At 65.3% G+C, this 21,449-nt stretch carries 28 protein-coding genes and 2 pseudogenes; 12 read left to right on the forward strand and 18 right to left on the reverse strand.

What is annotated here, in order from left to right; all coding sequences use genetic code 11:
* Positions 1-228: 228 nt before the first annotated feature.
* The 3 genes from ACRQ5Q_RS23695 to ACRQ5Q_RS23705 form a co-directional block, all read right to left on the reverse strand.
* Positions 229-510 carry a hypothetical protein gene (locus tag ACRQ5Q_RS23695; protein WP_439375208.1) on the reverse strand — a complete coding sequence of 94 codons (282 nt, stop codon included), beginning with the start codon at positions 508-510 and terminating at the stop codon, positions 229-231.
* Between the two features lie 258 nt (positions 511-768).
* Positions 769-1,404 carry a cell envelope biogenesis protein TolA gene (locus ACRQ5Q_RS23700; protein ID WP_439392490.1) on the reverse strand — a complete coding sequence of 212 codons (636 nt, stop codon included), beginning with the start codon at positions 1,402-1,404 and terminating at the stop codon, positions 769-771.
* A 277-nt stretch (positions 1,405-1,681) separates the two neighbouring features.
* On the reverse strand, positions 1,682-2,125 hold the full coding sequence (locus tag ACRQ5Q_RS23705) for a VOC family protein (protein ID WP_439375206.1): 444 nt from the start codon (positions 2,123-2,125) through the stop codon (positions 1,682-1,684).
* Between the two features lie 116 nt (positions 2,126-2,241).
* Here ACRQ5Q_RS23705 and ACRQ5Q_RS23710 point away from each other — a divergent pair, with 116 nt between their 5' ends.
* Positions 2,242-2,415, forward strand: a complete 174-nt coding sequence (locus ACRQ5Q_RS23710) for a hypothetical protein (protein WP_167407038.1) — start codon at positions 2,242-2,244, stop codon at positions 2,413-2,415.
* A gap of 108 nt (positions 2,416-2,523) precedes the next feature.
* Entirely contained in the window at positions 2,524-2,874 is a 351-nt protein-coding gene (locus ACRQ5Q_RS23715; RefSeq protein WP_439375205.1) for a zinc ribbon domain-containing protein YjdM, read from the forward strand.
* 273 nt (positions 2,875-3,147) lie between these two features.
* On the opposite strand, the gene ACRQ5Q_RS23720 is transcribed toward ACRQ5Q_RS23715, so the two are convergent.
* Entirely contained in the window at positions 3,148-3,351 is a 204-nt protein-coding gene (locus ACRQ5Q_RS23720; RefSeq protein WP_439392491.1) for a hypothetical protein, read from the reverse strand.
* 242 nt (positions 3,352-3,593) lie between these two features.
* Here ACRQ5Q_RS23720 and ACRQ5Q_RS23725 point away from each other — a divergent pair, with 242 nt between their 5' ends.
* Entirely contained in the window at positions 3,594-4,889 is a 1,296-nt protein-coding gene (locus ACRQ5Q_RS23725) for a hypothetical protein (RefSeq protein ID WP_439375203.1), read from the forward strand.
* A 4-nt stretch (positions 4,890-4,893) separates the two neighbouring features.
* Here the strand turns inward: ACRQ5Q_RS23725 and pdxY are convergent, their stop codons facing one another.
* Together pdxY and ACRQ5Q_RS23735 are read right to left on the reverse strand one after the other, a co-directional pair.
* Positions 4,894-5,712 (reverse strand): pyridoxal kinase, encoded by an 819-nt coding sequence (gene pdxY, locus ACRQ5Q_RS23730; protein WP_439392492.1) that lies wholly within the window; start codon positions 5,710-5,712, stop codon positions 4,894-4,896.
* Between the two features lie 48 nt (positions 5,713-5,760).
* Positions 5,761-6,055, reverse strand: a pseudogene (locus ACRQ5Q_RS23735) (FMN-binding negative transcriptional regulator); the annotation flags it as partial.
* Between the two features lie 198 nt (positions 6,056-6,253).
* Between ACRQ5Q_RS23735 and ACRQ5Q_RS23740 the strand changes: the two are divergent.
* Complete coding sequence (locus ACRQ5Q_RS23740) at positions 6,254-6,598, forward strand: DMT family transporter (protein WP_439375201.1); 345 nt, start codon at positions 6,254-6,256, stop codon at positions 6,596-6,598.
* On the forward strand, positions 6,598-7,167 hold the full coding sequence (locus ACRQ5Q_RS23745) for a TetR family transcriptional regulator (RefSeq protein ID WP_439375591.1): 570 nt from the start codon (positions 6,598-6,600) through the stop codon (positions 7,165-7,167). The genes ACRQ5Q_RS23740 and ACRQ5Q_RS23745 overlap by 1 nt, the downstream gene beginning before the upstream one ends.
* A 71-nt stretch (positions 7,168-7,238) precedes the next feature.
* Here the strand turns inward: ACRQ5Q_RS23745 and ACRQ5Q_RS23750 are convergent, their stop codons facing one another.
* Positions 7,239-7,604: a hypothetical protein gene (locus ACRQ5Q_RS23750; protein ID WP_439392493.1), complete on the reverse strand. Its 366-nt coding sequence runs from the start codon at positions 7,602-7,604 to the stop codon at positions 7,239-7,241.
* An 82-nt stretch (positions 7,605-7,686) separates the two neighbouring features.
* Positions 7,687-7,866, reverse strand: coding sequence for a hypothetical protein (locus ACRQ5Q_RS23755; protein ID WP_439375822.1), 180 nt, complete (start codon positions 7,864-7,866; stop codon positions 7,687-7,689).
* Positions 7,867-8,002: 136 nt separating this feature from the next.
* On the opposite strand from ACRQ5Q_RS23755, the pseudogene ACRQ5Q_RS23760 reads away from it, so the two are divergent.
* Positions 8,003-8,276: pseudogene (locus ACRQ5Q_RS23760) on the forward strand (DUF3551 domain-containing protein).
* 19 nt (positions 8,277-8,295) lie between these two features.
* On the opposite strand, the gene ACRQ5Q_RS23765 reads toward ACRQ5Q_RS23760, so the two are convergent.
* The 3 genes from ACRQ5Q_RS23765 to ACRQ5Q_RS23775 all read right to left on the reverse strand — a co-directional run bounded on the left by ACRQ5Q_RS23765 (position 8,296) and on the right by ACRQ5Q_RS23775 (position 11,839).
* Entirely contained in the window at positions 8,296-8,574 is a 279-nt protein-coding gene (locus ACRQ5Q_RS23765) for a hypothetical protein (RefSeq protein ID WP_439375199.1), read from the reverse strand.
* A 171-nt stretch (positions 8,575-8,745) separates the two neighbouring features.
* Positions 8,746-9,765, reverse strand: coding sequence for an SH3 domain-containing protein (locus ACRQ5Q_RS23770; RefSeq protein WP_439392494.1), 1,020 nt, complete (start codon positions 9,763-9,765; stop codon positions 8,746-8,748).
* A 151-nt stretch (positions 9,766-9,916) separates the two neighbouring features.
* On the reverse strand, positions 9,917-11,839 hold the full coding sequence (locus tag ACRQ5Q_RS23775; RefSeq protein WP_439392495.1) for an FAD-binding monooxygenase: 1,923 nt from the start codon (positions 11,837-11,839) through the stop codon (positions 9,917-9,919).
* Positions 11,840-11,939: 100 nt separating this feature from the next.
* Between ACRQ5Q_RS23775 and ACRQ5Q_RS23780 the strand changes: the two genes are divergently transcribed.
* The gene (locus tag ACRQ5Q_RS23780) at positions 11,940-12,395 is read left to right on the forward strand and encodes a MarR family winged helix-turn-helix transcriptional regulator (RefSeq protein WP_439375196.1); all 456 of its coding nucleotides are present in this window, start codon (positions 11,940-11,942) and stop codon (positions 12,393-12,395) included.
* 116 nt (positions 12,396-12,511) lie between these two features.
* Complete coding sequence (locus ACRQ5Q_RS23785; RefSeq protein WP_439392496.1) at positions 12,512-12,946, forward strand: COG4315 family predicted lipoprotein; 435 nt, start codon at positions 12,512-12,514, stop codon at positions 12,944-12,946.
* A gap of 52 nt (positions 12,947-12,998) precedes the next feature.
* Here the strand turns inward: ACRQ5Q_RS23785 and ACRQ5Q_RS23790 are convergent, their stop codons facing one another.
* Positions 12,999-13,652 carry a L,D-transpeptidase gene (locus ACRQ5Q_RS23790; RefSeq protein WP_439392497.1) on the reverse strand — a complete coding sequence of 218 codons (654 nt, stop codon included), beginning with the start codon at positions 13,650-13,652 and terminating at the stop codon, positions 12,999-13,001.
* A gap of 264 nt (positions 13,653-13,916) precedes the next feature.
* Between ACRQ5Q_RS23790 and ACRQ5Q_RS23795 the strand changes: the two genes are divergently transcribed.
* Together ACRQ5Q_RS23795 and ACRQ5Q_RS23800 are read left to right on the forward strand one after the other, a co-directional pair.
* Positions 13,917-14,972: a hypothetical protein gene (locus ACRQ5Q_RS23795; RefSeq protein WP_439392498.1), complete on the forward strand. Its 1,056-nt coding sequence runs from the start codon at positions 13,917-13,919 to the stop codon at positions 14,970-14,972.
* Between the two features lie 411 nt (positions 14,973-15,383).
* The gene (locus ACRQ5Q_RS23800; protein ID WP_439392499.1) at positions 15,384-15,614 is read left to right on the forward strand and encodes a DUF6894 family protein; all 231 of its coding nucleotides are present in this window, start codon (positions 15,384-15,386) and stop codon (positions 15,612-15,614) included.
* Here the strand turns inward: ACRQ5Q_RS23800 and ACRQ5Q_RS23805 are convergent, their stop codons facing one another.
* Positions 15,615-16,400: an SDR family NAD(P)-dependent oxidoreductase gene (locus ACRQ5Q_RS23805; protein WP_439392500.1), complete on the reverse strand. Its 786-nt coding sequence runs from the start codon at positions 16,398-16,400 to the stop codon at positions 15,615-15,617.
* 128 nt (positions 16,401-16,528) lie between these two features.
* On the opposite strand from ACRQ5Q_RS23805, the gene ACRQ5Q_RS23810 reads away from it, so the two are divergent.
* Positions 16,529-16,921 (forward strand): hypothetical protein, encoded by a 393-nt coding sequence (locus tag ACRQ5Q_RS23810; RefSeq protein WP_439392501.1) that lies wholly within the window; start codon positions 16,529-16,531, stop codon positions 16,919-16,921.
* A gap of 369 nt (positions 16,922-17,290) precedes the next feature.
* On the opposite strand, the gene ACRQ5Q_RS23815 is transcribed toward ACRQ5Q_RS23810, so the two are convergent.
* The 5 genes from ACRQ5Q_RS23815 to ACRQ5Q_RS23835 form a co-directional block, all read right to left on the reverse strand.
* Positions 17,291-17,476, reverse strand: a complete 186-nt coding sequence (locus tag ACRQ5Q_RS23815) for a hypothetical protein (RefSeq protein WP_439375189.1) — start codon at positions 17,474-17,476, stop codon at positions 17,291-17,293.
* Positions 17,477-17,655: 179 nt separating this feature from the next.
* Positions 17,656-17,937, reverse strand: a complete 282-nt coding sequence (gene minE, locus ACRQ5Q_RS23820; RefSeq protein WP_018644672.1) for a cell division topological specificity factor MinE — start codon at positions 17,935-17,937, stop codon at positions 17,656-17,658.
* Positions 17,934-18,749, reverse strand: coding sequence for a septum site-determining protein MinD (gene minD, locus ACRQ5Q_RS23825; RefSeq protein WP_018644673.1), 816 nt, complete (start codon positions 18,747-18,749; stop codon positions 17,934-17,936). Before minD ends, minE begins: the two co-directional genes overlap by 4 nt.
* A 21-nt stretch (positions 18,750-18,770) precedes the next feature.
* Positions 18,771-19,469, reverse strand: coding sequence for a septum site-determining protein MinC (minC, locus tag ACRQ5Q_RS23830; RefSeq protein ID WP_439375188.1), 699 nt, complete (start codon positions 19,467-19,469; stop codon positions 18,771-18,773).
* 193 nt (positions 19,470-19,662) lie between these two features.
* Entirely contained in the window at positions 19,663-20,667 is a 1,005-nt protein-coding gene (locus ACRQ5Q_RS23835) for an ABC transporter substrate-binding protein (RefSeq protein WP_439375187.1), read from the reverse strand.
* A 100-nt stretch (positions 20,668-20,767) separates the two neighbouring features.
* Between ACRQ5Q_RS23835 and ACRQ5Q_RS23840 the strand changes: the two genes are divergently transcribed.
* Positions 20,768-21,415 (forward strand): TetR/AcrR family transcriptional regulator, encoded by a 648-nt coding sequence (locus ACRQ5Q_RS23840; RefSeq protein ID WP_439375186.1) that lies wholly within the window; start codon positions 20,768-20,770, stop codon positions 21,413-21,415.
* The last annotated feature ends 34 nt before the right edge of the window (positions 21,416-21,449 follow it).

A 21,449-nucleotide genomic window follows, 5' to 3' on the forward strand; every position in this document is an offset into this window, starting at 1 on the left:
CCGATCACTGACGCCGCACGCAGTGATGAAGAGTTCATCGCCGCACAACCTCTCATGGTTATGGGCCATGCCGCCAGCGCCGAGTCGATGAAGCGGCAGTTTTTACAGCTTGCGGCGGAGGGTGGGGGATTACAGCAGAGTGAGCGAAGCGACATCGGGGAATGCTTCGGCACAACGTCCCGGATATTGCTTCGCTCATCCGGGCTACAAGTTACGAATTTTCGATCATTACCACCAATACGGCCAACGCCATCCCTCATAGCGAACATATGACGGCACCAGCGGCGGACCGTAGGGATCGACCCGGTCGTCTTCCGGGCGATAGCGATAGCGGGGAATGACATTGTAGTCCCACGGCGTCGGCCTCAGCACGGGCGCCGTGACGATGAGCCTCTCCTGTGGTGCGCGCACGACGACGGCCTTCCGCGTCCGGGCTTCCGCACTTGATATTCCCTGGCTGCACAGCACCAGAGCCGTTCCGAGCGCACAGGCGAGCGTCATTTTTGTCATGCGTTGGTCTCCTCGCCGCCAGAGTGCAAAAGGAGTCTGGGCAAGGCAAGCGAATTCGCTTCCACGTCGCAGCTATCGTATATGAACAAGAGTGGCGGATAGCGCGCCACATCGCCTCCTTCGAGACGCCCGTGGCGGGCCCTCAGGATGAGGACGGAGTGCGCGGCAGCAATTTGAACGCAGCCAATGCCGCTTAGGTGTTCCGACAGATGCCCTGCCGCCATCGGGAAATGTACCGAGGATGAGGGGCGTCGTGCCCTACCCGCGCGCCCGGCGCAACGCTTCCACCAGCTTCGTCCTCTGCTTGCCCCAGCGGGTCTCTTCGGCCTCGGCACGTTTGTCGAGAGCGGCCCGCTCGGCTTCGATCTCCTTGTTGCGCGCCTCGTGCTCCCGCCTCGCCTCGTCGAGCGCAGCCTCGGCCGCGGCGACCGCCGTCTCCCGGCGCGCGCTCTCCCTGGCGCGGGCGGCCTCCTCCTTCCGGCGCTCGGCTTCGCGCCGCCGCTCCTCCTTCTCGAACGCCGCGGCGGCCTTGCGCGCCTGCTGGCCGTCGATCTTGCGGGACGGCTTCTGTGCCGTCTTGGCGGCACGCCTGCCCGGCTTGGGCTTGCGTTTGGGCTTGTCCCCGGCGTCGGCAAGATCGGACGGCAGCGCCGAGCTCTCGGTGAACGAACCGTCCGATCCGACCGGCCGCCTGAGCACGACACCGGGCTTCGCCATGGTCGCCGCGACGATGTCGGGATCGTCGGTCTCCCTCGCGACGCCCTGATGGAACAGATTGGAGCTGGCGCCCCAGGCCTCGAGCGCCGCCTTCATCGAGGGCGCAGCAACGGCCTGGTCGTAGAAGCCGAGCGAGGTCTGGTAGGTCTTCAGCTTTCTCTTGAGTTGTTTCGGCATGTCGACCCGCGACGCATCAGCTCCCGGCCGTCGCGCCAGTGCCACCATGCCATCATGCCCCTGTTTTGCCCGACGGGTCAAATGCTGTTCGGTATCGCCGAAGTCGGTTGGGCAGGCTCGAAAAGTGTCGCGCCGCGCCATTCCCCTGAGGGGTCAGCCTCGCCTGAGGGGTCACCCGACTTTCGGTATCGCAGAACTCCGAAATCAATGATGATTTCTACTGTGCATGGGGTTGTTTTCGATGTTTCTGTTTGATGAGCAATTTCGTGTCGCGCGACTATCTCTCGAGCAACGCGTCATATCCCCGCTCGCTGAACGCCATGAGACAAAACCCGTGCCCGAACGGATCGGCCAGCATGGCGATCCGCCCGTAGGGTGCATCGCGCGCGGGCGCCTCCAGGATCGCGCCGGCGCGGAGCGCGCGCTCGACCGCGGCATCGACATCGTCGACCACGACATCGATATGCACCGGCGTCCAGTGCCGCTCGTAGCGGCGGCGGTCGCCGCCGGCGCCAACCGTGCCGGCCAGCTTGGTCAACAGATAGACAGGCGCCGGCCAGCCGAGCAACTCGACGAAGTCGCTTCCGAAGCGGCGGCCGACGGCGAGGCCGAAGGCGGCGGTATAGAACGTCGTGGCTTGCGCGACGTCGGGGACGTCGATGTTGAGCAGGAAGGTCATGGCGGCCCATTGCGCGATTGGCCGGCGAAGCGTAGCCCGCACTACGCGGCGTCTCCAAATTGATTTGCGTCAAGCGAGCGGGGAGTCCATCGGACAGGAGAACACGACGTCTCCACCACGGCACTGCGAATCACGGCTTCAACAACGGAAGGATCACCATGAACGGCAATCGCTATTACGGCGTCCGCGTCGAGGGTGCGAAATATGGCGTGGGCTTCGGCTCGGCGCTCGCCATCGCGATCTCCTACACCGACAACCATTCGATCCTGTGGGCAATCATCCACGGCATCCTGGGCTGGCTCTACGTGATCTTCGTGGCCCTGTTCCGGTGACGTCGTACCCGCAGACGACGACCGGCCCGGCATCCTTCAGCTTTCGCTTGCTTTGCCGGTTCCCGCCCCTACGGTCGCGCCGCGAACGAAGCGCCAGACGAGACAGACATGACCGACACGATGAAATGCCCTGCGTGCAGCTCCGAGCACGCCTATCAGGACCGCGACCTCTGGGTCTGCCCGGAGTGCGGCCACGAATGGAGCGGCACGGCGGATGCGGCCGCCGACACGGCGCCGGACGCCGGCGTGCGCGATGCCAACGGCAATGTGCTCAGCGACGGCGACAGCGTCATCGTGATCAAGGACCTCAAGATCAAGGGCTCCTCCTCGGTCGTGAAGGGCGGCACCAAGGTTCGCAACATCCGCCTCCAGGACGCCAGCGACGGACACAACATCGCCTGCAAGATCGACGGCATCGGCGCGATGAACCTGAAATCGGAGTTCGTGAGGAAGGCCTGAGCACCGGGCAGGCCGGCCCTGGTAACGCTAATGCCGATTCCTGCCCTGGAGCACACGATCCCCCTTACCCAGTCGGGAAAAATGTGTAATCTGCCTTCTGCCGGGCAGGCCTTTGTATCGCGTAGCTATTTCATCAACCCGGGGCTGGCATTTCGACGACGCGTTTGATTGCATTGCTGCTTGAGACTTGAATGGCCGCCCCCTGGGGCGGCCTTCCCGTTTTCGAGGGACCTGGCGCTGCCGCCGCGCCAGCGCCTCCTCCGGTTCGGCGGGTCAGCCACCGAGGACATCGCCCCAGCCGTCGAAGACATAGCTCTTCCAAGCCACGGTCCCGTCGCCGCGTAGGCGGCTGGCCCGCCGAAAATCGTCAGCCTGATCGGCGGTCCAGGTGATGATCCGGCCGGAGAGACGATCGTGGAGGATGGCGGGCTCGGTGGGATCGAAGGCGTCCATGGGACGAAGCGAGGATTGCGTCATGGCCGACAAACGCCATGCCCCTCGGGAAAGTTGCCGTAATCCGTCCGCTTCGCGTTTATCGAAGTGGCAAGGGCGGGAACCCGCGCGTGGCACCAAGGCCACACTTCCCCCAAAAAGCCCGTTTTCGCGATTTGCGCCATTGCGCCGCCACACGGTCCCCCGAACAATGGCGTGCTGCGTGCCTTTCTGTGCAAGACTGCCCGCCAAGATAACCGGGGCAGAACCGTTTGGAGGCAGGGATCATGAATGATCGGCGGTCTCTTCTGGTGGCAGTCGCCTGCCCCTCGGCCGTCATGGCCGGCTGGCTGGCGCTCTCTCTGTCCGCCTATTCCCCTGCCCTGATCGAGAACAGCGGCGCCAATGCGGTGGCAATCTCGGGTGCGAAAGACCTCGGCCGTCTCGATCTCGCCGACGTTCCGCGCGCTGCGACGATCGAGGATGGCATTGCGTTGACTGCCGACATCGCCGCCGCTGCTGCCGCGATGCCACTTCCGGTGGTCACCGAGGCAGCGGCGCCCGAAGTGTCCGCACCCGCCATCGAGCTCGCTTCCGCAGATCCTGCGCTGATCCTCCCGAGCGAGCCGCCCGCACCGCAAATCCTGCCCGAGCCCGCGCCCGCGGCCAGCGAGGCCGCGCCGGCACAGGACCCCGTCAAGCTCGCATCCGCCGACCCCGCCGAGATCGTGGCCACGGACGCATTGTCGCCCGCTTCTCTCGCGACCGGGCCGGCGCCCGCAGCGAGCAAGGCGTCACCACCTGCTGACACCGTCGCCGTGCTCGACGAATGCTTCGTCATCGACGCCTGTATCGATCGCTATCTCTGGGCACTCTACCAGCGCACGCCCAAGGAGGACTCCATCAAGGTGCAGGAGCGCCGCGCAGTCACCATCAAGCGCAGGGGCAAGATGGTCACGGTGATGCGCAGCTTCACGAAGCTGGTCGACGAGGATTTCGGCTGGAAGGATCCCAAGGCGGCCGAGCACGCGAACATGTCGATGATGGACTACGTCATCGGCGGCATGGACAAGAGCTTCAAGCGCAAGCTGTTCCGTACGCTGCTCGCGGCAGAAGCCGCAGGCCTGTCGCCGGGCATCACCAGCGCGTTCCGGGACGATTACCGCCAGTCGATCGCGAGCGGCCTGAAGGCCGCCTCCGACCGCTCCTATCATGGCGGCAGCACGCGTGGCGGTTATGGCCACGGCATGGCGGCCGACATCGTCTCGACCGCCGGCAACAACCGCGCACAGCGCTGGGTCTCGACTGAAGTGCTGTGGAAATGGGTCGACGCCAACGGCAAGGCGCTCGGCATCGGCCGGCCCTACCTCGACCGCGATCCGCCGCATGTCGGCCCGATCGATGGCGCCGAATACATCTCGAAGCGTGGCACGGCGGACCGCAAGGACGTCGCCAGCGCCAGGCCGAAGAAGGCGCGGGCCGTGGCGCATGCCAAGCTGCCAAAGGCGCAAGCCGCGCGTGAGCAGAAAGCCTCGGCCAAGCCGCAGAGATCCGCGCAATCGATCGGCAAGCGCGCGACCTGAGCCGTTACGGCTTGCGGCCCGCCGTCGGCAGCGGCACGAGCCGCATCTCGGCCGTGCCGGCCTCTTGCGTGCGCACCAGCACGGCAAAGAGGGTCTCGACCGCGAGCCGTACTGCCGCCTCCATCGCCTTGCCCTTGGCCAGATGCGCCGCGATCAGGCCGGCGAGCAGATCGCCGGTGCCATAGGGGCGGATCGGCAGTCGCGGCGTCGCAAAGCGTGACAGCTGGCCGTCGGCGCAAAGGATCGTCTCCACCTGCCCGTCAGGCGTGTCGGTGAGCGTGCAACCGGTCGCAACGACGTCGATGCGGCCCTCGCCGGCGAGCGTCGCGCACGCCGCACGCAGGCTCTGCGTATCCGCGATCGGGAGTTCAGCAAGCAGCTCGAGCTCGAACTGGTTCGGCGTCGTCAGGTTCGCGGCCGGCAGCAGCCGGCGCCGCACCACGTCCAGGATGCCGTCGGCGACATAGACGCGGCCGTCGTCCCCGATCACGGGATCGCAGAGATAGACGAGCCTGGAATTGCGTATCAGGGCGCGCTCGACGAAATCGGCGACGACAGCCGCATTGCCGGGCGAGCCGAGATAGCCCGTGACCAGCACCGCGGCCTCATCGACGAGACCGCGCTCCTCGACGCCTTTCAGGAGCTCGGCGACGAGCTCGGTCTCCAGCACCCGCCCGTGCAGGCTCGGATAACGCGGATGGTTCGACAACAGCGTGGTCGGCACCGCCGCGACGTTCACCCCCTCCGCCTGCATGGCGTAGGCGGCAGCGCTGTTGCCGACATGGCCGTGGACGACCTGGCTTTGAATCGAGATGACGAGCATGCGGAGGTCCGTAAGGTCAATCGCGGTGCAAGGCAAGCGCAGCCCCGATCACGAAAAATCGTACCCAAGCCCTGGGCGCAGCGCCTGCATCTTCCGCGCCAGCCGCCGGTGCGCCGTCTCCTCCGACCGCGCCAGCCGACCCGCGATCGCGACGTGATCGGCATCGCTCTTGTCCTGGTTGAGCTTGGCCTGGCCTGACCGTATCGACTACGAGATCGATGACGCGGACCCCAGCCAGCATGCTCTCGCGCTTGCCCGGCTCCATCCATGCGGGGTCCCAGGGCGCCTTTGGCAAACGCGCCTCGGCGACGGCGAGCAGTCCATCGCCGTGCCCGCGGTTCTCCCGCGAGGCTAACCCGTCATGCGCCGAAATCAGAAGCGATATCGGGCCGACGATTCACCCAGCGGCGGCATTCGCCTGCCTTCCGCGCCTGTCGCAGCCTCGTCACGGACACGTGATAACGATCGACGGCCACGCCGCGCTCTGCATGCTAAACATACCTACCGCGCGGTATCTTTCTTTGCCATGCCCGAGCCCGACATGACCTCCGCCTTCAACGCCTATGCAGCGCTTGCTCTCGCCATCGTCTTCGAGGTCACCGCGTCCGCCTTCCTCCAGCAGTCGGCGCAGTTCACGCGCCCCTGGCCGACGCTGGCCATGGTGCTGTTCTACGTCGCCTCGTTCTACGCACTGTCGGTCGCGATCCGGGTCATTCCCTTGAGCATCGCCTATGCGATCTGGGGCGGTGTCGGCATCATCCTGACCGCGACCGTCTCTTTCGTGCTGTTCCGCCAGATGCTGGACGCCGCGGCCTTCGTCGGCATCGGCCTGATCGTATCGGGGGTCGTGATCATCAACCTGTTCTCGGAGACGACGGCGCATTGATGCCGGGAAACGCCTATACCCGCGCCAAGCAGCCCGAACAGGTGCGGCGCGCCCTGCTCGATCGCGCCGCGGCCATTGCCATGGACCATGGCGTCGCCGGCGTCACCGTGCAGGCGGTGGCGGCGGCGGCCGGCGTCACCAAAGGCGGGCTGTTTCATCACTTCGGCAGCAAGCAGGCGCTGATCGAGGGGCTGTTTGCCGACCTGCTCGGCCGGGTCGATACCGAGATCGACGCCGCCATCGAAGCCGATCCCAAGCCGCGCGGGAGTTTTACGCGCGCCTATGTCAACGCCGTGTTCACCGGCGAGGCCTTCGGCTTCGCTACGCCGTGGGCGGCACTGAGCATGGTCGTCGTCACCGATCCCTCACTGCGCCGGCTCTGGAGCGACTGGATGAAGGCCCGACTGAAGCGCCACCGCGCAACCGACGGCACCGCCGAGCTGCAGATCGTGCGTCTCGCTGCCGACGGAGCCTGGCTGACCTTTGTGACGACCGGGCAGACACGCATGAGCGCCGATTTGCGCGCCGTGCACGACCGGCTGATCGCGCAGACCCATCGGCGCGGATAACGACCGCTCTCCTGCCTTTCCAGCCCGGATGGAGCGAACCTCCATCCGCGGTGCGGCCAGAAATGTGTCGACTACTGGCTCTGCACGGGCTTGGGCGGACGCGGCGCGGACTTGGACGGCCTTGCGCCACGCTTGGCCGCGGCGCGCGGCGGAGGCGCATCGACGGACTGAAGATACGCCGCGAGCGCCTTGGCGGAGTCGGAACTGGTTGCGTAATGATCCTTCAGGAACCAGGACAGCGTCAGGCTGAAGCGCCCCTTGGCCAGGCCGCGGGGGCTGCGGTGGCAGGTCGAGCAACCATCGGCAAACAGCCTCTCGGGCGACTTGCCGGCATCGAGGTTTTGCGCGGAGGCAACCGTCGCCGTCAGTGCGGCGGCCGCGGCAACAATGGTCAAGGGCGCGATCAAACCGCGCCCCGGCTGCAGTAGCGATGTCAACGTCGTCCCCCAGAGCGTTTTCAAGCGAAGTGAATGACCGGTTCGCGTCAAGAAAACACGTCAAAAATCTCCCGTCCTGCGGTCACGCCGCCAGCAACTGATCGAATTCGGATGGCGTATAGGCCTTGCCGTCCTGGTCGGTGATGACGACGTGCCAGCCCTCGCTCGCCCACACTTTTGCCTTCGCTACGATGAGCAGCCGGCTCTCGCGGGCGAAACTGTACTTCTCATTGTCGCGTTCTGCGACCATTTTGTAGGCCAATGCGCATCCCCTTGCGTTGCCCTGAACCCGCCCCCTCGTGGCAGCGGGCTTTGGCGGCAATTCGCCGGGAGCGTGGCAATTTGGTGCCATCCGCAGGCAGCATTGTGCGTGGCTCCGGCGTCAGACGGAGGTGATCGTGCGCCCGATCATGAATGCGATTCAGCTTGTCGCGGGCCTGCTCGGCATCACCTTGGGCGGGGCGCCGGCAGCGGCGCAGACCTACGACCCGCCTTCCCGTCTGCATCGAGGTCTACACCATCGACGGCAGCAATATCGATTGCAGTTTTACGACGATCGCGCAGTGCGCCGCGACGGCCTCCGGGCGGTCCGCGCAGTGCTACGCCAATCCCTATGCGACCCAGAGCCGGCAGCAAGGCCTGGCCTCGTCGCCGCCGCGACGAAACCGATAACCTTGAGTCCGCGGCCCGATCAGTGGACGCGGATGATGTGGGGACGGCCGAGATCGATCAGCCCCTGCACCGCCGAGAGGCGGTCGTCGAGGGCTGCGATGGTGAGCAGCAGATTGTTACGGCGCTCGTCGAGCATGCCCATTTCGGCGCCGGTCAGCTTTGTGCTCATCCGTTCCTTTTGGATCCCCTCGAGGGATTTGCGCAGTCCGGCAATCAGGCCGGCCAGCTGCTTGGCCTCTTTGGTCATCGACCGCTTCGCGACATTCTGGCGGCGCGTCTCCGCCTGGCTCTGTCTCATCGCATCCTCCCGTGCCCCCGCTGCCCCGAGTGGATTATTGCATCTTTGGGTAGAGATCTTACGATCGGTGAAATCTGCCCGCGAAGAACTTTCTTAAATTGTACGCGCAGGGAACCCGAATCGATGCAGCAGAAAGCCCGGCGCGACGGCCGGGCTTTCCATATCGCAACGCTAGTGCTTCTCGTGGCCGCCGCCGGCGCCACCGGCCGGGGCACCGCCGCCACGCGGCGCGGCGTTGATGTGCGGAGCGCCGCCGCCACCGCCGTGCGGCGCTGCAGGCGCAGCGGCACGCGGCGCCGGCATCTGCGCACGGGCATTCATCGGCGCACCGTGGCTCACATTCGGCTGTGCGACATGCGGCGTCGCGGGCCGCGCGGCAGGTGCCGCGGACACACGCGGCGCTTCATGCGCACGTGGCGTCGGCTGGGCGCGCACCACCGCACGGCTCGCGGCCTGTTCGTGCATCAGGCGGGCCTGCCCATCGCGCGGGTTGCGAGTCTGCACATTGGTCCGCTCTTGCGCGATGCGCTCGCTCCGTCCGGCACGCGTCCGGTCGGCGGCAACCGCAGCGTCACGTTTCGTGATCGCCGCGTCGCGCCTTGTCGTAATCGCAGCGTCGCGCGTGGCAATCGCGGCGTCGCGCCGTGTGGTCGCAGCGTCCCGTCCGGAGATCGCGGCGGCACCCCGGCCACGCACACCTTCGCGTTCCAGTGCGATGGCCGCGTCACGCGTCGCCGCACGACCGATCCGGGCTGCGCGCGGGTCGATCGTCATCCTGGTCGCCAGGCTCTGATGCGAGGTCCAGTAATTATTCCAATAGGCGTGGCGTCGATACCAGGGCCGCCCCTCGTAATAGCTCGACCAGTAAGAGGTCAGCACGAACGGGACGATTGGCACATCGACCACGTCGACATAGTCGGGGAGATAGACGTAGTGATTGCGGTAGAGATATTCGAGATATTGCGACGATACCCAGCCGCGATCATCGGAGAAGCTGACGTCGCACCAGGCATTGCCGCGCAGGCAGCCATGGATGTTGACGCGGGCGCCTCCGGGGACGCGATCGACCAGGGGAAAGCCGGCGCCTGGACCGGCGCGCAGGCCGGTCGAGACGGTGACGATGCCCGGCGCGGCCAGCGCAGCAGTCGGGGCGAGCAGTAATGCAGCAACAAGAATGCTTCTGAGTCTCATGGCGTGTTCCTCCTCTGCGAGACGGAACGCGTAGGCGGAACGAGCGTTCCGCCTGTCTCGTCGCATCGGTCGAAAGAACGGGAGCGCGCCACGCGCGGAGTTCAATATTCATCCGCCGTTCATCGGTACGGCGAGCGCAGCAATTCCAGCGTCAGTTCACCGGCAGCATGAAGGCGTCGAAGAACGAGGCGAGCCCGGCGAAGTCGTCGAGCGGCAGCACGCTCGCGACATACTGGTCGGGCCGCACCACGACCATGCAGCCGGCTGTCCGGTCGATGCCGCGCATTGCAAAAACGTCGTGGCCGCTCTTGAGATCCGGGCAGAACATTTTCTCGTAATCGATCAGGCCGTAGCGCCCCTTGCGCGGGAGCAGCAGCGGCGGCATCGCCTCGATGGCGAGTTCGCGATGCTCCTGCTGAAACACCGCGCGTAGATCGATCACGCTGTCGATGTCGGCGCCAGCAGCCGTGTATCGCCGGAGCGGCGACTGCCTCGCCTCCGTGAGAAAATTGCACAAGGCACCAATGGCCGAGCCCGACGCGGCGGGATCCTCAGCGGGCGAGAACGCGTAGATGCGGAAGCGGCCGTCCGCCTGCGCGGCGTGGCCGAGATGCACCGGCTTGGCATCCGCCAGCCGGATCACCGGCGCGGAATGGAAGCGCTTGCCGATCACGAGGCCCTGCGCGAGATGCTGATGCGACGCCGCGCCGGTGAGAAGCGATGGCCTGTAATGCGTCGCCGTGCCCGCGGTGTAGCGGCCGTGCCGGACGAAATAGTCCTGCGTCCTGGCCGCATCCGCGCCACCGGCCTTGGCAGCCGAAGCGAGAATGCCGGCCCACTCCCGATCGAAATCGATCAGCTCCTTCGCAACCGCCTGGCGCTCCGCCGAATAGGAATGCAGCAGGCGGGGCGCAGATTGCTTACGCAGAACGGCGGCAAGCTTCCAGCCGAGATTGAAGGCGTCTTGCATCGAGACGTTCATGCCCTGCCCAGCCTTCGGGCTGTGGGTATGGCAGGCATCGCCGGCGATGAAGATACGCGGCAGGCGGCTGGCGACTTCCGCCTCCGGCACGTCGTCGAACTTGTCGGTCAGGCGCTGGCCGATCTCGTAGACCGACCACCAGGCGATCTCCTTCACGTCAAGCTTGTACGGCTTCAGGATCCGCCGCGCTTTCGCGATCACGTCGTCGGCGGTGATGTTGCGGTTGGCAACGCGCTCGCCGACATCGAGCTTGGCGAGTTCGACATAGATGCGGACCATGTAACCGCCTTCGCGCGGAATGATCAGCAGACTGCCGTCCTTGGCCGACTGGATCAGCGACTTGAAGCGGATGTCGGGAAAATCCGTTACCGCCAGCACGTCCATCACGCCCCAGGCGTGGTTGGCGGAATCGCCGTGCAGTTCGCGGCCGATCGATTTGCGCACCGTGCTGCGGGCGCCGTCGCAACCGACGACATAGCGCGCTTTGATCGTCTCGACCTTGCCTTCGTTTCCGGCATCGACGCGTTCGAGCCGCAGCGTCACCGCATGATTCGTTGGACCTGCGGCCGGATCGACCTCGAGGTCGACCAGGCGGCGACTGTAATAGGGCTCGAGCTTGCCCGGCGCTTTGCGCATGACGTCAAGAAAGCCGTCATGGATGCGCGCCTGGTTGAGGATGACATGCGGAAATTCAGACAGCCCGTCCTCGACGTCCTGCACCCGTCCGCTGCGGCCGATCTTGTCCGGCGTCCGCTCGTCGGGTTTCCAGAACGTCGTCTCGTTGACCCAATAGGCCTCCTTCAGCACGCGCTCGCTGAAGCCATAGGCGTGAAACATCTCCATGGTGCGGCAGGCGATGCCGTCGGCCTGCCCGACCAGCAGCCGGCCGGGCTTCTGCTCGATGATGCAGGTCTTGATGTCAGGAAACTGCGCAAGCTGCGCGGCGAGCGTGAGTCCGGCAGGCCCGCAGCCGACAATGAGGACATCGACCTCGTCAGGCACAGGGCCCGCAGCACCGGAAGCCTGAACGCGCTCGACCGGATCGGCGATTTCGGGGTCTCCGGGCTGAAATCCATTCAGATGGAATTGCATGAGCACCTCTCCCGTCAAAGTCTTCTGATATTGCTCAGTATGCTGACTATCAGTATACTTGTCAATGATCCGCACCGTCCCTGCACTCGAGGAGAATTCGGTGAAAGACAACAACGACATGCCCGGGCATCTGGCGCGCCGGTTCCAGCAGATCGCGGTGGCGGTGTTCCTGGCCGAGGTCGGAGATGCCGGCTTCGACCTCACGCCGGTGCAATACGCCGCACTCGCGACCATCAAGGCCAATCCTGGGCTCGACCAGGTGACGCTCGCAGGCCTGATCGCCTACGACCGCACCACCATCACCGGCGTGATCGATCGCCTGGTGCAGAAGGGTCTGATCGAGCGCCGTGCCAGTCCCCGCGACCGCCGGGCCCGCGAGCTCGAGATCACCGACGAGGGCCGGCGCACGCTGCGCAAGATCACGCCGGCGGTCGAGTCCGCGCAGCGCGTCATGCTGCGCGGCCTGACGTCGGGGGAAAGCGAGGAGCTGATGCGACTCTTGCGCAAGGCGATCGCCGCCGGCAACGAGCTCAGCCGGGCCCCGCTGCGCGAATGAGCAGATTTTGTGCGTAATCGTCGCAGTGCGACGAAACCTGGAACTAACCTTCGGCTGCTACGGTCGGCCCCATTCGGCGCTTAACGCGCGATTGACTTTGCCGTTCGGAGACCAGGATGTTCAGGTTCCTCATTGCCGCCGCGGTCATCACGCTCTCGACCCTCCCTGCACGCGCGAACGGCCATGGCGGCGGAGATGCCCCTCCTCCGCCCAAGCCCGAAGCGACCATCGCGCCGGCCAGGGTGGTGCTGACCAAGCAGGGCCCGAAGCTCGTCGATCTCAAGGGCATGACGCTCTACACTTACGAGCGCGACACCACCGGCAAGACATCGAACTGCAACGGCAAGTGCGCGGAGAGCTGGGTGCCGCTGGCCGCAACCGCCGACGCCAAGGCCGTCGGCGACTTCACCGTGATCAACCGCAACGACGGCAGCAAGATGTGGGCGTACCGCTACCGTCCACTCTACACCTCGCCGGCCGACAAGGCGCCGGGCGATGCCAACGGCACGGCCACGACCCTGCAGTGGCATATCGCGCGGCCAGAGAACTAGCGCGCCGGATTACGCGCGCGACCAGACACAGAATTGACCGACCGCGCAGCTCCTAGCCGCGCCAGCGCGCGCCTGGTCCGACCTGCGCATTCTGTCCGGGCGGCAGCACTACGACGGTCGAATTGAGCTTCACCCGGTCGTAGAGATCGATCACGTCCTCGTTGCGCATCCGGATGCAGCCCGACGAGATCGCCTGCCCGATATATTCGGGCTGGTTGGTGCCGTGGATGCGGTAGAGCGTGTCCTTGTTGCCGACATAGAGATAGATGCCGCGCGCGCCCAGCGGATTGGCGGGGCCACCTGGTACCCGCGCCGGATACGGTCCGAGCCGCGCCTGGATCTCCGCCGTCGGCACCCAGTCAGGCCATTCCGCGAGGCGGCCGACGCGCGCAACGCCGGAGAAGGCCATTGCCTCCTCCCCGACCGCGACGCCGTAGCGGATCGCCTTGCCGTCGGGCAGTACGAAATAGAGGTAGCGCGCATCCGTATCGACCAGGATCGTGCCCGGCTGCTCCTTGCGCGGATAATCGACGATGTGACGCAGATATTGCTCGGGCACGCTGGCCTGGGCGTAAGGCGTGTGCGCGAGTAACTGCCGGTCGCGCGGCGTCATGCTCGCGTCGGTCGAGGGCGAAAGCGTCGTCTGCATGCAACCGCCCAGCGGCAGCAAGGCAACGACGAAGAGAGCGAGAACAGATCTTGGCACCACCGGCCCCCCGATAGCGGATAGAAGCGCCCGCCAGATGCTGCCCAAATCGTGCTGAAAACAAGGCAGGTCGGAACAATTACGCGTGTTCAGTCGGCCGGGTTCCATCACCACAAACGGCGAAAGAGCGTCGCATCATCTCCATCCCCTCGCCTTGCTTTGGTCAAACCCGGCTGGACTCGTGCGTCATCTGCCCGTGAGGGGGCTCACCTCAACAGATCGGCTCGCGCCAATGCGAAACGACGAAGCTTCGAAGGAGCTGCGATGCTCGCAACGTTGAACAGCAAGCAGATCGTCGATGAGATCGTGAAGGACACGGTCAAGGACAACGATCCGCACGATGCGATCCAGATCTCGCCCGAGATCATCATGGCCTCGCGCCCCATTGGCGCTGCGCCCGCTTTGGCGCCTGAGATCACGCCCCGCCCGGAGCCGCAATTCGTCACCGAGCCCAAAGCCAGTCACGAGCCGAAGTTCAGTCCTGAGCCGAAGTTCAGTCCCGTATTGGAGCCGCCTGCTGCCGTGCCCTCGGTCGACACCGCCGTGCGCGTCGCGGCCGGTGACGGTCCCGGCCGGCCCAGGCGTTCCGCTGCCGGCAAGTGGCTGCGCGGCGCCTTTCTCACGTTCCTGTTTGCCGGCGGCAGCGCGGCTGCCGCGGTTGCCTGGGAGAAGCACGGCGATACCGCGAGGCACATGCTCGCGGAGTGGACACCGGTCTTGACCTCGCTGCTGCCTTCGACGTCCCAAACGGCACCGGCCGCCGCCGCGCAGGCCGCCACCGCCGCGGCGCAAGCCGCAACGGATCAGCCGATCGATCAAGCTGCGGCACAAGCTACGGCCGATCAACCTGCGCCAGCGCCTGCAGTTCAGGTTGCGGCAGCCGCGCCCGCGGCAACACAGGCCGACGCAGCACAGTCGGTACAATCCATGACGCGCGATCTCGCGGCCATGGCGCAGCAGATCGAAACACTCAAGGCTGGCATCGCCGAGCTGAAGGCCGGCCAGGAGCAGATGGCGCGCGAGATCGCGAAGCCGCCTGCGCCGAAGCCGGTCGTCGAAGCGAAGCCGCCCGTCGATCCGCGCGCACGCACGTCCGCGCTCGCGCCTCGCGCACCAATGCCAACGCCGCCGCCCGTTCGCAAGCCGAAGCCCGTCGTGTCGCACACCTACATGCCGGCCTATTCACCTGCGCCGCTCGCACCGCCGCCACCGCCGTCGCAAGCTGCCGCCGTCCCGCCGTCGGCTCCGCCGGCCACAACGGCGCAAGCGGTTGCCGATGACGATGGGCCGGTCGTGCGCCCGCCGATGCCGCTACGCTAAAATCTCATCGCGCCTTTGAGCAACAGCGTCACGAACGCTGTCCGAGTCGATGTGATGCGTTGGGTCCGGGTTATTACGGGAAACGAGGCCATGATCGTTTCCATCAAAGAGAAAAGGCCGTCGGGATCTATGCCGCCGGCCTTCTCTTGCAACTGCCGGTTCCTGGAGCCCGGTTCTGTTGCAATTCCATGCCTTATGATCGGGTTAACATATTTAATAAAATCTTAACGAGCCCGCTTGCTGCACATCATTTCTGCGCCATAGGCACAGAGATTGTGCGGCTTGTTCATTCGAAAAAGATCGACTCAGTGTACCATCCGAGTTGTGTCGGGACTTTCGTTGAAGACTTGTGTTCAAGACTTGCTTTCGGGACTGCAACTGAGACTTGGTCGTCACACCGGGGGACTTCAGATGCCGTACTACTCCTTCGATCTTGTGGTTGGTGAAGAGTTCAAGAACCAGGGCGGAATCATCCTTGAGGGCATCGAGGTTGCTTCCGACCGCGCGGACCAGCTGGCATGCGAGCTGTCGCAGGTGAAGCCGGAGCTTCAGCAGAAGGGTTGCGCGGTGCGCGTCACCGATCGCGATCAAAACGAGGTCTATCGCACGCCGCTCGATCCCGTGCCGGCCTGGCAACGCTAGCTACTCGTCACAGGTCGGCGCTTCGAACCAGTTCGTCAGCGACAATCCGCCGTCGACGACGAAGGCCGCGCCGGTGACGTAAGCTGAGAGCTTGTTCGACAGCACGCTCAGCGCCATCGGCGCGAGGTCGTTCGCCTCGCCGAGACGCCCCAGCGGAATGTGTCTCGCCAGGGACGCGTCCGCAACGAACCCGCCCGCTGCAATTGCACCCGGCACCAGCGCGTTGACGCGGATGTTGTACCGCCCGAAGGTCTTCGCCAGCTCCTTCACCAGCATCGCCATTCCGGCCTTCGCCGTCGAGTAATGCGGCAGGTTGCGCGGCGTGCCCGCATGCAGCGAGGTGAGGAACAGGAACGAGCCGGGCCGCTTCGCCGCGATCAGCCGTTTTGCGATCTCGCGCGCCAGATGGAAGCCGGCATCGAGATTGACCGCGTGCATCTCCGCCCAAGTCTTGCGATCCACCGCGAGCGCATGATCGGCCTCGCGCCGCGGCGGCGAGGCGCTGTGCACGAAATGCGTCACCTCTCCCAGCGAAGCATGAGAGGCGGCCAGCAGCGCGTCGCAGGCGTCGAGCTTCGCGAGATCCCCGACCCAGGGCACCGCCAACTCCGGCCTCGCGCTCGCAGCGATCGCGCCACTCACCCGTTCCGCGCTGATATCGGCAAACACGGTTCGCACGCCCTCGCCGACCAGCGCCTGCGCGATCGCGCGGCCGATGCCGTTGCCCGCGCCGGTGACGAGCGCGGTGTCGGTTGCGGAATCGAACGGCGCACTGAACAGGCTCATGTCGCTCTCCGGGGTCCTCTGCCACCAATCTAGCGCGCAGCAACGAGGCACGACAATTGCGCGCCCGCACCATTGCGGACCGGCGTACCGGACGCTAGCCTCCTCCAAAAATCGAGGAGGTACCAAGGATGCGCATGGGTTTTCTGTCGACGGGCCTGTTGCTGCTGGCCGGGCCGGCCCTGGCCGGGGACGCGCCGCCGCGGGCGAGCTACGTGACCATGGTTCTCCAGGCCTTCGCCGCCAAGGTCGAATGTCCCGGCACCGATCTCGTCTATCAGGACCTTGTGCAGAAGGCGCAGCAGATGCAGCTGCCCGACGGCACCACCGAGAAGGTGCGCAAGGCGATTGCCTGGATGCACACCGGCGGCAAGATGGGCGAGAAGCAGGATGACGATCTGATGGCCGAGGTCGCGGTCGCGACCCAGGCCACCGATATGGACCAGCGCCGTCTCGGCATGCCCAGCTGGTGCGAGGCCCAGAAGACCAACCTCGCCGGCCTGATCCGCAGCAAGGGCGGCTAAAGCATGATCCGGAAAAGTGCGAAGCGGATCATGCGCAAACAACAACCCAAAGCGCGATGACGACTCACTCGAATCCCATCGTGCTTGAGCGGCGCTTTCGCGCGAAGCGGATACCGATCCGTCAAGAAAAAGCGTAATACAACAAGCTGGAGCCCCGTTCCGCGTCAGTCAGAACGAGGCTTCACCGGGTTTTTCTAGCCGTTAAGCATCAAGCACCGCGCGGCGGAACCGCCGCCCCTAGGCGCCGGACGGTACGTGGCAGCAACTTCCCTGCAGGGAAAGCTGCGAACGCGGGCAGCCGTAAACCCAACACCGCGCCCCTGCACAGGGAACGGATCGTGAGGAGCGCTAGCGCTCCCGTTCCCGCGGTCAGCTCTGGTGCGGACCGCGCATGATCTTCATGGCGTCGACGATATGGCGCCACTCCTTGGCCTCGTCCGCCTCGCCCCTGCCCTCGCAGGCCTGAGCCTGCTCCGCGGCCTTCGCAATCGCAGCAAAACCGTGCTTTTCGAGCATCTGCCGCGCAACGGTATGGACCTGGACCTCGGACATCATGGGCGCTCTCCCATTTGACGGAAGCACGGGGTTCGCTCGATTGCCCCGCGTCTGTCCTAAAACGACGGAGTCCCGGGTCCCGTTCCGTCCAGACCGGAACACATGACAGAGGCGGCCCGCCATGCCCGGCGGACCGCCTTCTCACCCACCCCAAACCTGCGGGTCGTCGGTCGCGTCCCCTAGGCGACCGCCACTTTCTTGCGCTCGATGTCGTTGGGCACCTCGATATCGACCTCCAGGGTCGAGACCTCGTCGCCGCGCTCGAGCCGGACGATGACCTTGGTCGGGTCCAGCGTCACGTGCTTGGACACGACGGCGAGGATTTCCTCACGCAGCACACCGAGCAGGTCGGGCTGGCCGCGCATTCCGCGTTCATGCGCGAGCAGGATCTGCAACCGTTCGCGCGCGACCGGTGCCGAGGCCTTGTTGCCGCGGAGTAGCCGAAGCAGACCCATGCTCATGCAGCCCTCCGTCGCAGGAGACGATCCATCAGACCTCTGCGCTCGGCGGGAACGTGCATCGTCACGTTCTCCCCGCAAAGGCGCTTGGCCGCGTCCATATAGGCCCGCGCCGGCGCTCCATCCGCATTCGACAGGGTCACCGGCGTGCCGACGTTGGAGGCCTTCAACACGTCCTGGCTCTCGGGGATGATGCCGAGCAACGGTGTTGCGAGGATCTCGAGGATGTCGTCGATCGTCAGCATCTCGCCGCGCGCGGCGCGGGAGGGATCGTAGCGGGTGATGAGAATGTGCTTCTCGACCCGCTCGCCCTTCTCGGCCCGCACCGTCTTGGAGTCGAGCATGCCGATGATCCGGTCGGAATCGCGCACCGAGGAGACTTCCGGATTGGTGACGATCACGGCCTCATCCGCGAAGCGCATCGCCATGGAGGCGCCGCGCTCGATGCCGGCCGGGCTATCGCAGATCACCCAGTCGAAGCGGCTGCGCAGGTCGGCGATGACCTTGCCGACGCCCTCTTCCGTCAGCGCGTCCTTGTCGCGGGTTTGCGAGGCCGGCAGCAGCCAGAGGTTCTCGAGCCGTTTGTCCTTGATCAGGGCCTGCGGCAGCTTTGCGACGCCCTGCACCACGTTGATGAGATCGAAGACGACGCGGCGTTCGGCGCCCATCACGAGATCGAGGTTGCGCAAGCCGACGTCAAAATCGACGACGACGACCTTGTCGCCGCGCTGAGCCAGTGCGGCTCCCAGCGCGGCGGTCGTCGTGGTCTTGCCGACCCCGCCCTTGCCTGATGTCACGACCAGTACCTTACTCATCTGAAATGTCTCCTTTGCTGGTCAGTTCAGTGCTGTAATTCGCATGGTATTCCCCTGCAGCCAGGCCTGCGCCGGCTTGCCGCGCAGGGCGGCGTCGATGTCGTCCGCGGTCTGGTAAAACCCATCGATTGCAAGCAGTTCGGCCTCGATCTTCTGGCAATAGATGCGCGCGCTGGTGTGACCGTTCACGCCCGCCATGGCGCGGCCGCGCAGCGCGCCGTAGACGTGGATGGAGCCGCCGGCGACGACCTCGGCGCCGGATCCGACCGAGCCGAGAATGGTGACGTCGCCTTCGGGAAAGATCACGGTCTGGCCCGAGCGCACGGGGGCCTCGAGCAGCAGCGAGGTGGGCTTGGTCTCGGCCTTCGCCTCAGGCTTCTTGGCCGCGCTCGGCTCGACCACGCAGCTGCGCCCGCCCGTCAGCAGCGGCGGCATCATCGCCGTCAGCCGCCCCTCCTCGACGCCCTCGATGCCGAGCACGCGGATGTTACGGTCCTGCAGGCTGGCGAGCAGATGGGCGATACCGGCCTGGCTGAGATCGACCGAGGACAGGTCGATCACCACGGGTCGGCCGGCAAAGAAGCCCGGCGAACGCGCGATGGTGGTGTCGATCTCCTGGAGCCAGTCCTGGATCGGAACCGTCGGCACGAACACGAAGGCGACATAGGAGCGCCCCCGCAGGCGCACCATCTGGCGTTGGACTTTTGCTGCAGCCTCCATAGCGGCCGACTCGTTCCCCGTTATTGAATGGTTAACGATGCGGCGGATTTGGTTAACGGCCCGTTAATGCCTCCGAGAGATTCCGTCGAGAGGCTCGCCGTGTGCGATCGACGCGACACAGCCGTCCCCCCGGAAAGACCCTGGATTTGCTTCGCTGCGCTCGCAATGACGGAGTATGGGCTGCTACTGCCCCCTACTTCTTCACCTTGCTCGCATCCATCTTGATGCCGGGATCCAGCATCTTGGTCGTGAACGCAGTGGTCACGTCGAACGGCTTCTCCATGCCCAGGTACGTCTGGACCAGATCATAGTCCTTCTTCATACGTTCGCCGTCGATCCAGCCGAGGCCCTTGGTGGTGGTGAACTCGTCGGTCATCAGGAACTTGATGCGCTCCCACTGCCGCTCCTGGTTCTCCTTGTCGAGGCCGGAGACCTGGTCGAGCAGCGCCTTCAGGCACGGCGCGGCGTCGGCCACGCAGGCGGCAAAGGCCTTCTGCGTGATGCGGACGAAATCCTCGACCAGCTTCGGGTTCTTCTGCAGATACGCACCGTTGACGATCAGCGAGTTGCCGTATGGATTGAGGCCGATGTCCTTCCAGTTGACATAGCCGAGATCTTGCCCGAACTCGATCACCTTGAGATCGTGCTCGTTGTAGAAGTCGCTGATGATGTCCACGGTGTGGCTCTTCAGGGCCGCGATCTTCGCCGTCGGCCCGACATTGACGAAGCCGACGGCATCGGGCGCGAGGCCTGCGGCCTTGGCAAAGGCCGGCCACATCACGCGCGAGGCATCGCCGGGCGGATTGCCGATCTTGTGGCCGGCAAAGTCCTTGACGCCGTTCACGCCGTAGCTCTTCAGCCAGTAGAAGGTCTGGCCGGTATTGGCATAGACACTCATCACCGCGACGGCGTCGGCGCCCTTGCTCTTGGCCACCAGCATGGTGGCGAGATCGGCGACGCCGAACGGCGAGCCGCCCGAGCCGACCTTGGCGGCGGAGACGCCGGAGCCCTTGCCGGTCTCGATGGTGAGGTCGATGCCGGCCTTCTCGTACCAGCCCTGGGCCTTGGCGTAGTAGTACGGCGAATGGTCGGCGGTCGGCGTCCAATTCAGGATCAGATTGACTGCCTCGCCTGCGCTCGCCGGCACCGCCGGCAAGCCGAGCACTAGCGCCATAAAGGCCGCCTGAAAACGCTTCATCGCATCCTCCTCATTGCCAGCGACCCGGCTTGTCGCTCTCCCCTTGTGAGGATACCAATGCAACAAGTCCGCCTCCCGCTTGTCAACTGTTTGGTTGAAAATGCCCGCAAAACGATCTGGCGACACCGCGCCGCAGCGGCGCGATCCCGTCGCCACCCGCAAGAAGCTGCTCACCGCGGCGCGCCTCGAATTCGCACGGCACGGCCTGGCCGGCGCCCGCGTCGACGAGATCGCCGAGCGCGCAGCCGTCAACAAGCAGCTCGTCTATCACTATTTCGGCGACAAGGACGCGCTGTACCTCGCCGTGCTCGAATGGGTCTATGAGGACATCCGCGAGCAGGAGCGCAAGCTCAATCTCGAAGGCCTGCCGCCGGACAAGGCGATCCGCCGGCTGATCGAGGCCTCGTTCGATCACCTCGCGGCAAACCCGGATTTCATCGTGCTTCTGAACGACGAGAACCGCGGCGGCGCCCGCCACGTCCGCGGCTCCACCCGGCTGGAGGCGATGCATTCGCCGCTGGTCAAAAGCGTGTCCCACATCCTCCATGAAGGCGTGCGCGGCGGACTTTTCCGCAAGGGGATCGACCCCGTCCAGCTCTACATCTCCATCGCGGGCCTCAGCTATTTCTTCTTTTCCAACACGCCGACGCTGTCGGCGATCTTCGGCAAGGACCTGTCGAGCCGCGCCCAGCGCCGCGCCCGCCGCCGCCATGTGGTCGATCTCGTGATGCAGTCGCTCCGGCCATAATCAACCAACTGGTTGAAACTTGCCCCAAGGCCGG

It is taken from the genome of Bradyrhizobium sp. PMVTL-01, assembly GCF_051861855.1.
Classification (GTDB): Bacteria; Pseudomonadota; Alphaproteobacteria; order Rhizobiales; family Xanthobacteraceae; genus Bradyrhizobium.

Excerpts from the sequence above, each read along its gene's own strand:
- ACRQ5Q_RS23740 (WP_439375201.1), top strand. The coding sequence starts at position 6,254 with ATGACCTCCGCCTTCAACGCCTATGCAGCGCTTGCTCTCGCCATCGTC.
- ACRQ5Q_RS23815 (WP_439375189.1), bottom strand. The coding sequence starts at position 17,476 with ATGATGTCCGAGGTCCAGGTCCATACCGTTGCGCGGCAGATGCTCGAA.
- ACRQ5Q_RS23745 (WP_439375591.1), top strand. The coding sequence starts at position 6,598 with ATGCCGGGAAACGCCTATACCCGCGCCAAGCAGCCCGAACAGGTGCGG.
- ACRQ5Q_RS23840 (WP_439375186.1), top strand. The coding sequence starts at position 20,768 with ATGCCCGCAAAACGATCTGGCGACACCGCGCCGCAGCGGCGCGATCCC.
- minD (WP_018644673.1), bottom strand. The coding sequence starts at position 18,749 with ATGAGTAAGGTACTGGTCGTGACATCAGGCAAGGGCGGGGTCGGCAAG.
- ACRQ5Q_RS23770 (WP_439392494.1), bottom strand. The coding sequence starts at position 9,765 with ATGAGACTCAGAAGCATTCTTGTTGCTGCATTACTGCTCGCCCCGACT.
- ACRQ5Q_RS23835 (WP_439375187.1), bottom strand. The coding sequence starts at position 20,667 with ATGAAGCGTTTTCAGGCGGCCTTTATGGCGCTAGTGCTCGGCTTGCCG.
- ACRQ5Q_RS23800 (WP_439392499.1), top strand. The coding sequence starts at position 15,384 with ATGCCGTACTACTCCTTCGATCTTGTGGTTGGTGAAGAGTTCAAGAAC.
- ACRQ5Q_RS23805 (WP_439392500.1), bottom strand. The coding sequence starts at position 16,400 with ATGAGCCTGTTCAGTGCGCCGTTCGATTCCGCAACCGACACCGCGCTC.
- ACRQ5Q_RS23775 (WP_439392495.1), bottom strand. The coding sequence starts at position 11,839 with ATGCAATTCCATCTGAATGGATTTCAGCCCGGAGACCCCGAAATCGCC.
- ACRQ5Q_RS23795 (WP_439392498.1), top strand. The coding sequence starts at position 13,917 with ATGCTCGCAACGTTGAACAGCAAGCAGATCGTCGATGAGATCGTGAAG.
- ACRQ5Q_RS23720 (WP_439392491.1), bottom strand. The coding sequence starts at position 3,351 with ATGACGCAATCCTCGCTTCGTCCCATGGACGCCTTCGATCCCACCGAG.
- ACRQ5Q_RS23725 (WP_439375203.1), top strand. The coding sequence starts at position 3,594 with ATGAATGATCGGCGGTCTCTTCTGGTGGCAGTCGCCTGCCCCTCGGCC.
- minE (WP_018644672.1), bottom strand. The coding sequence starts at position 17,937 with ATGAGCATGGGTCTGCTTCGGCTACTCCGCGGCAACAAGGCCTCGGCA.
- ACRQ5Q_RS23785 (WP_439392496.1), top strand. The coding sequence starts at position 12,512 with ATGTTCAGGTTCCTCATTGCCGCCGCGGTCATCACGCTCTCGACCCTC.
- ACRQ5Q_RS23765 (WP_439375199.1), bottom strand. The coding sequence starts at position 8,574 with ATGAGACAGAGCCAGGCGGAGACGCGCCGCCAGAATGTCGCGAAGCGG.
- pdxY (WP_439392492.1), bottom strand. The coding sequence starts at position 5,712 with ATGCTCGTCATCTCGATTCAAAGCCAGGTCGTCCACGGCCATGTCGGC.
- ACRQ5Q_RS23715 (WP_439375205.1), top strand. The coding sequence starts at position 2,524 with ATGACCGACACGATGAAATGCCCTGCGTGCAGCTCCGAGCACGCCTAT.
- minC (WP_439375188.1), bottom strand. The coding sequence starts at position 19,469 with ATGGAGGCTGCAGCAAAAGTCCAACGCCAGATGGTGCGCCTGCGGGGG.
- ACRQ5Q_RS23710 (WP_167407038.1), top strand. The coding sequence starts at position 2,242 with ATGAACGGCAATCGCTATTACGGCGTCCGCGTCGAGGGTGCGAAATAT.
- ACRQ5Q_RS23700 (WP_439392490.1), bottom strand. The coding sequence starts at position 1,404 with ATGCCGAAACAACTCAAGAGAAAGCTGAAGACCTACCAGACCTCGCTC.
- ACRQ5Q_RS23695 (WP_439375208.1), bottom strand. The coding sequence starts at position 510 with ATGACAAAAATGACGCTCGCCTGTGCGCTCGGAACGGCTCTGGTGCTG.
- ACRQ5Q_RS23810 (WP_439392501.1), top strand. The coding sequence starts at position 16,529 with ATGCGCATGGGTTTTCTGTCGACGGGCCTGTTGCTGCTGGCCGGGCCG.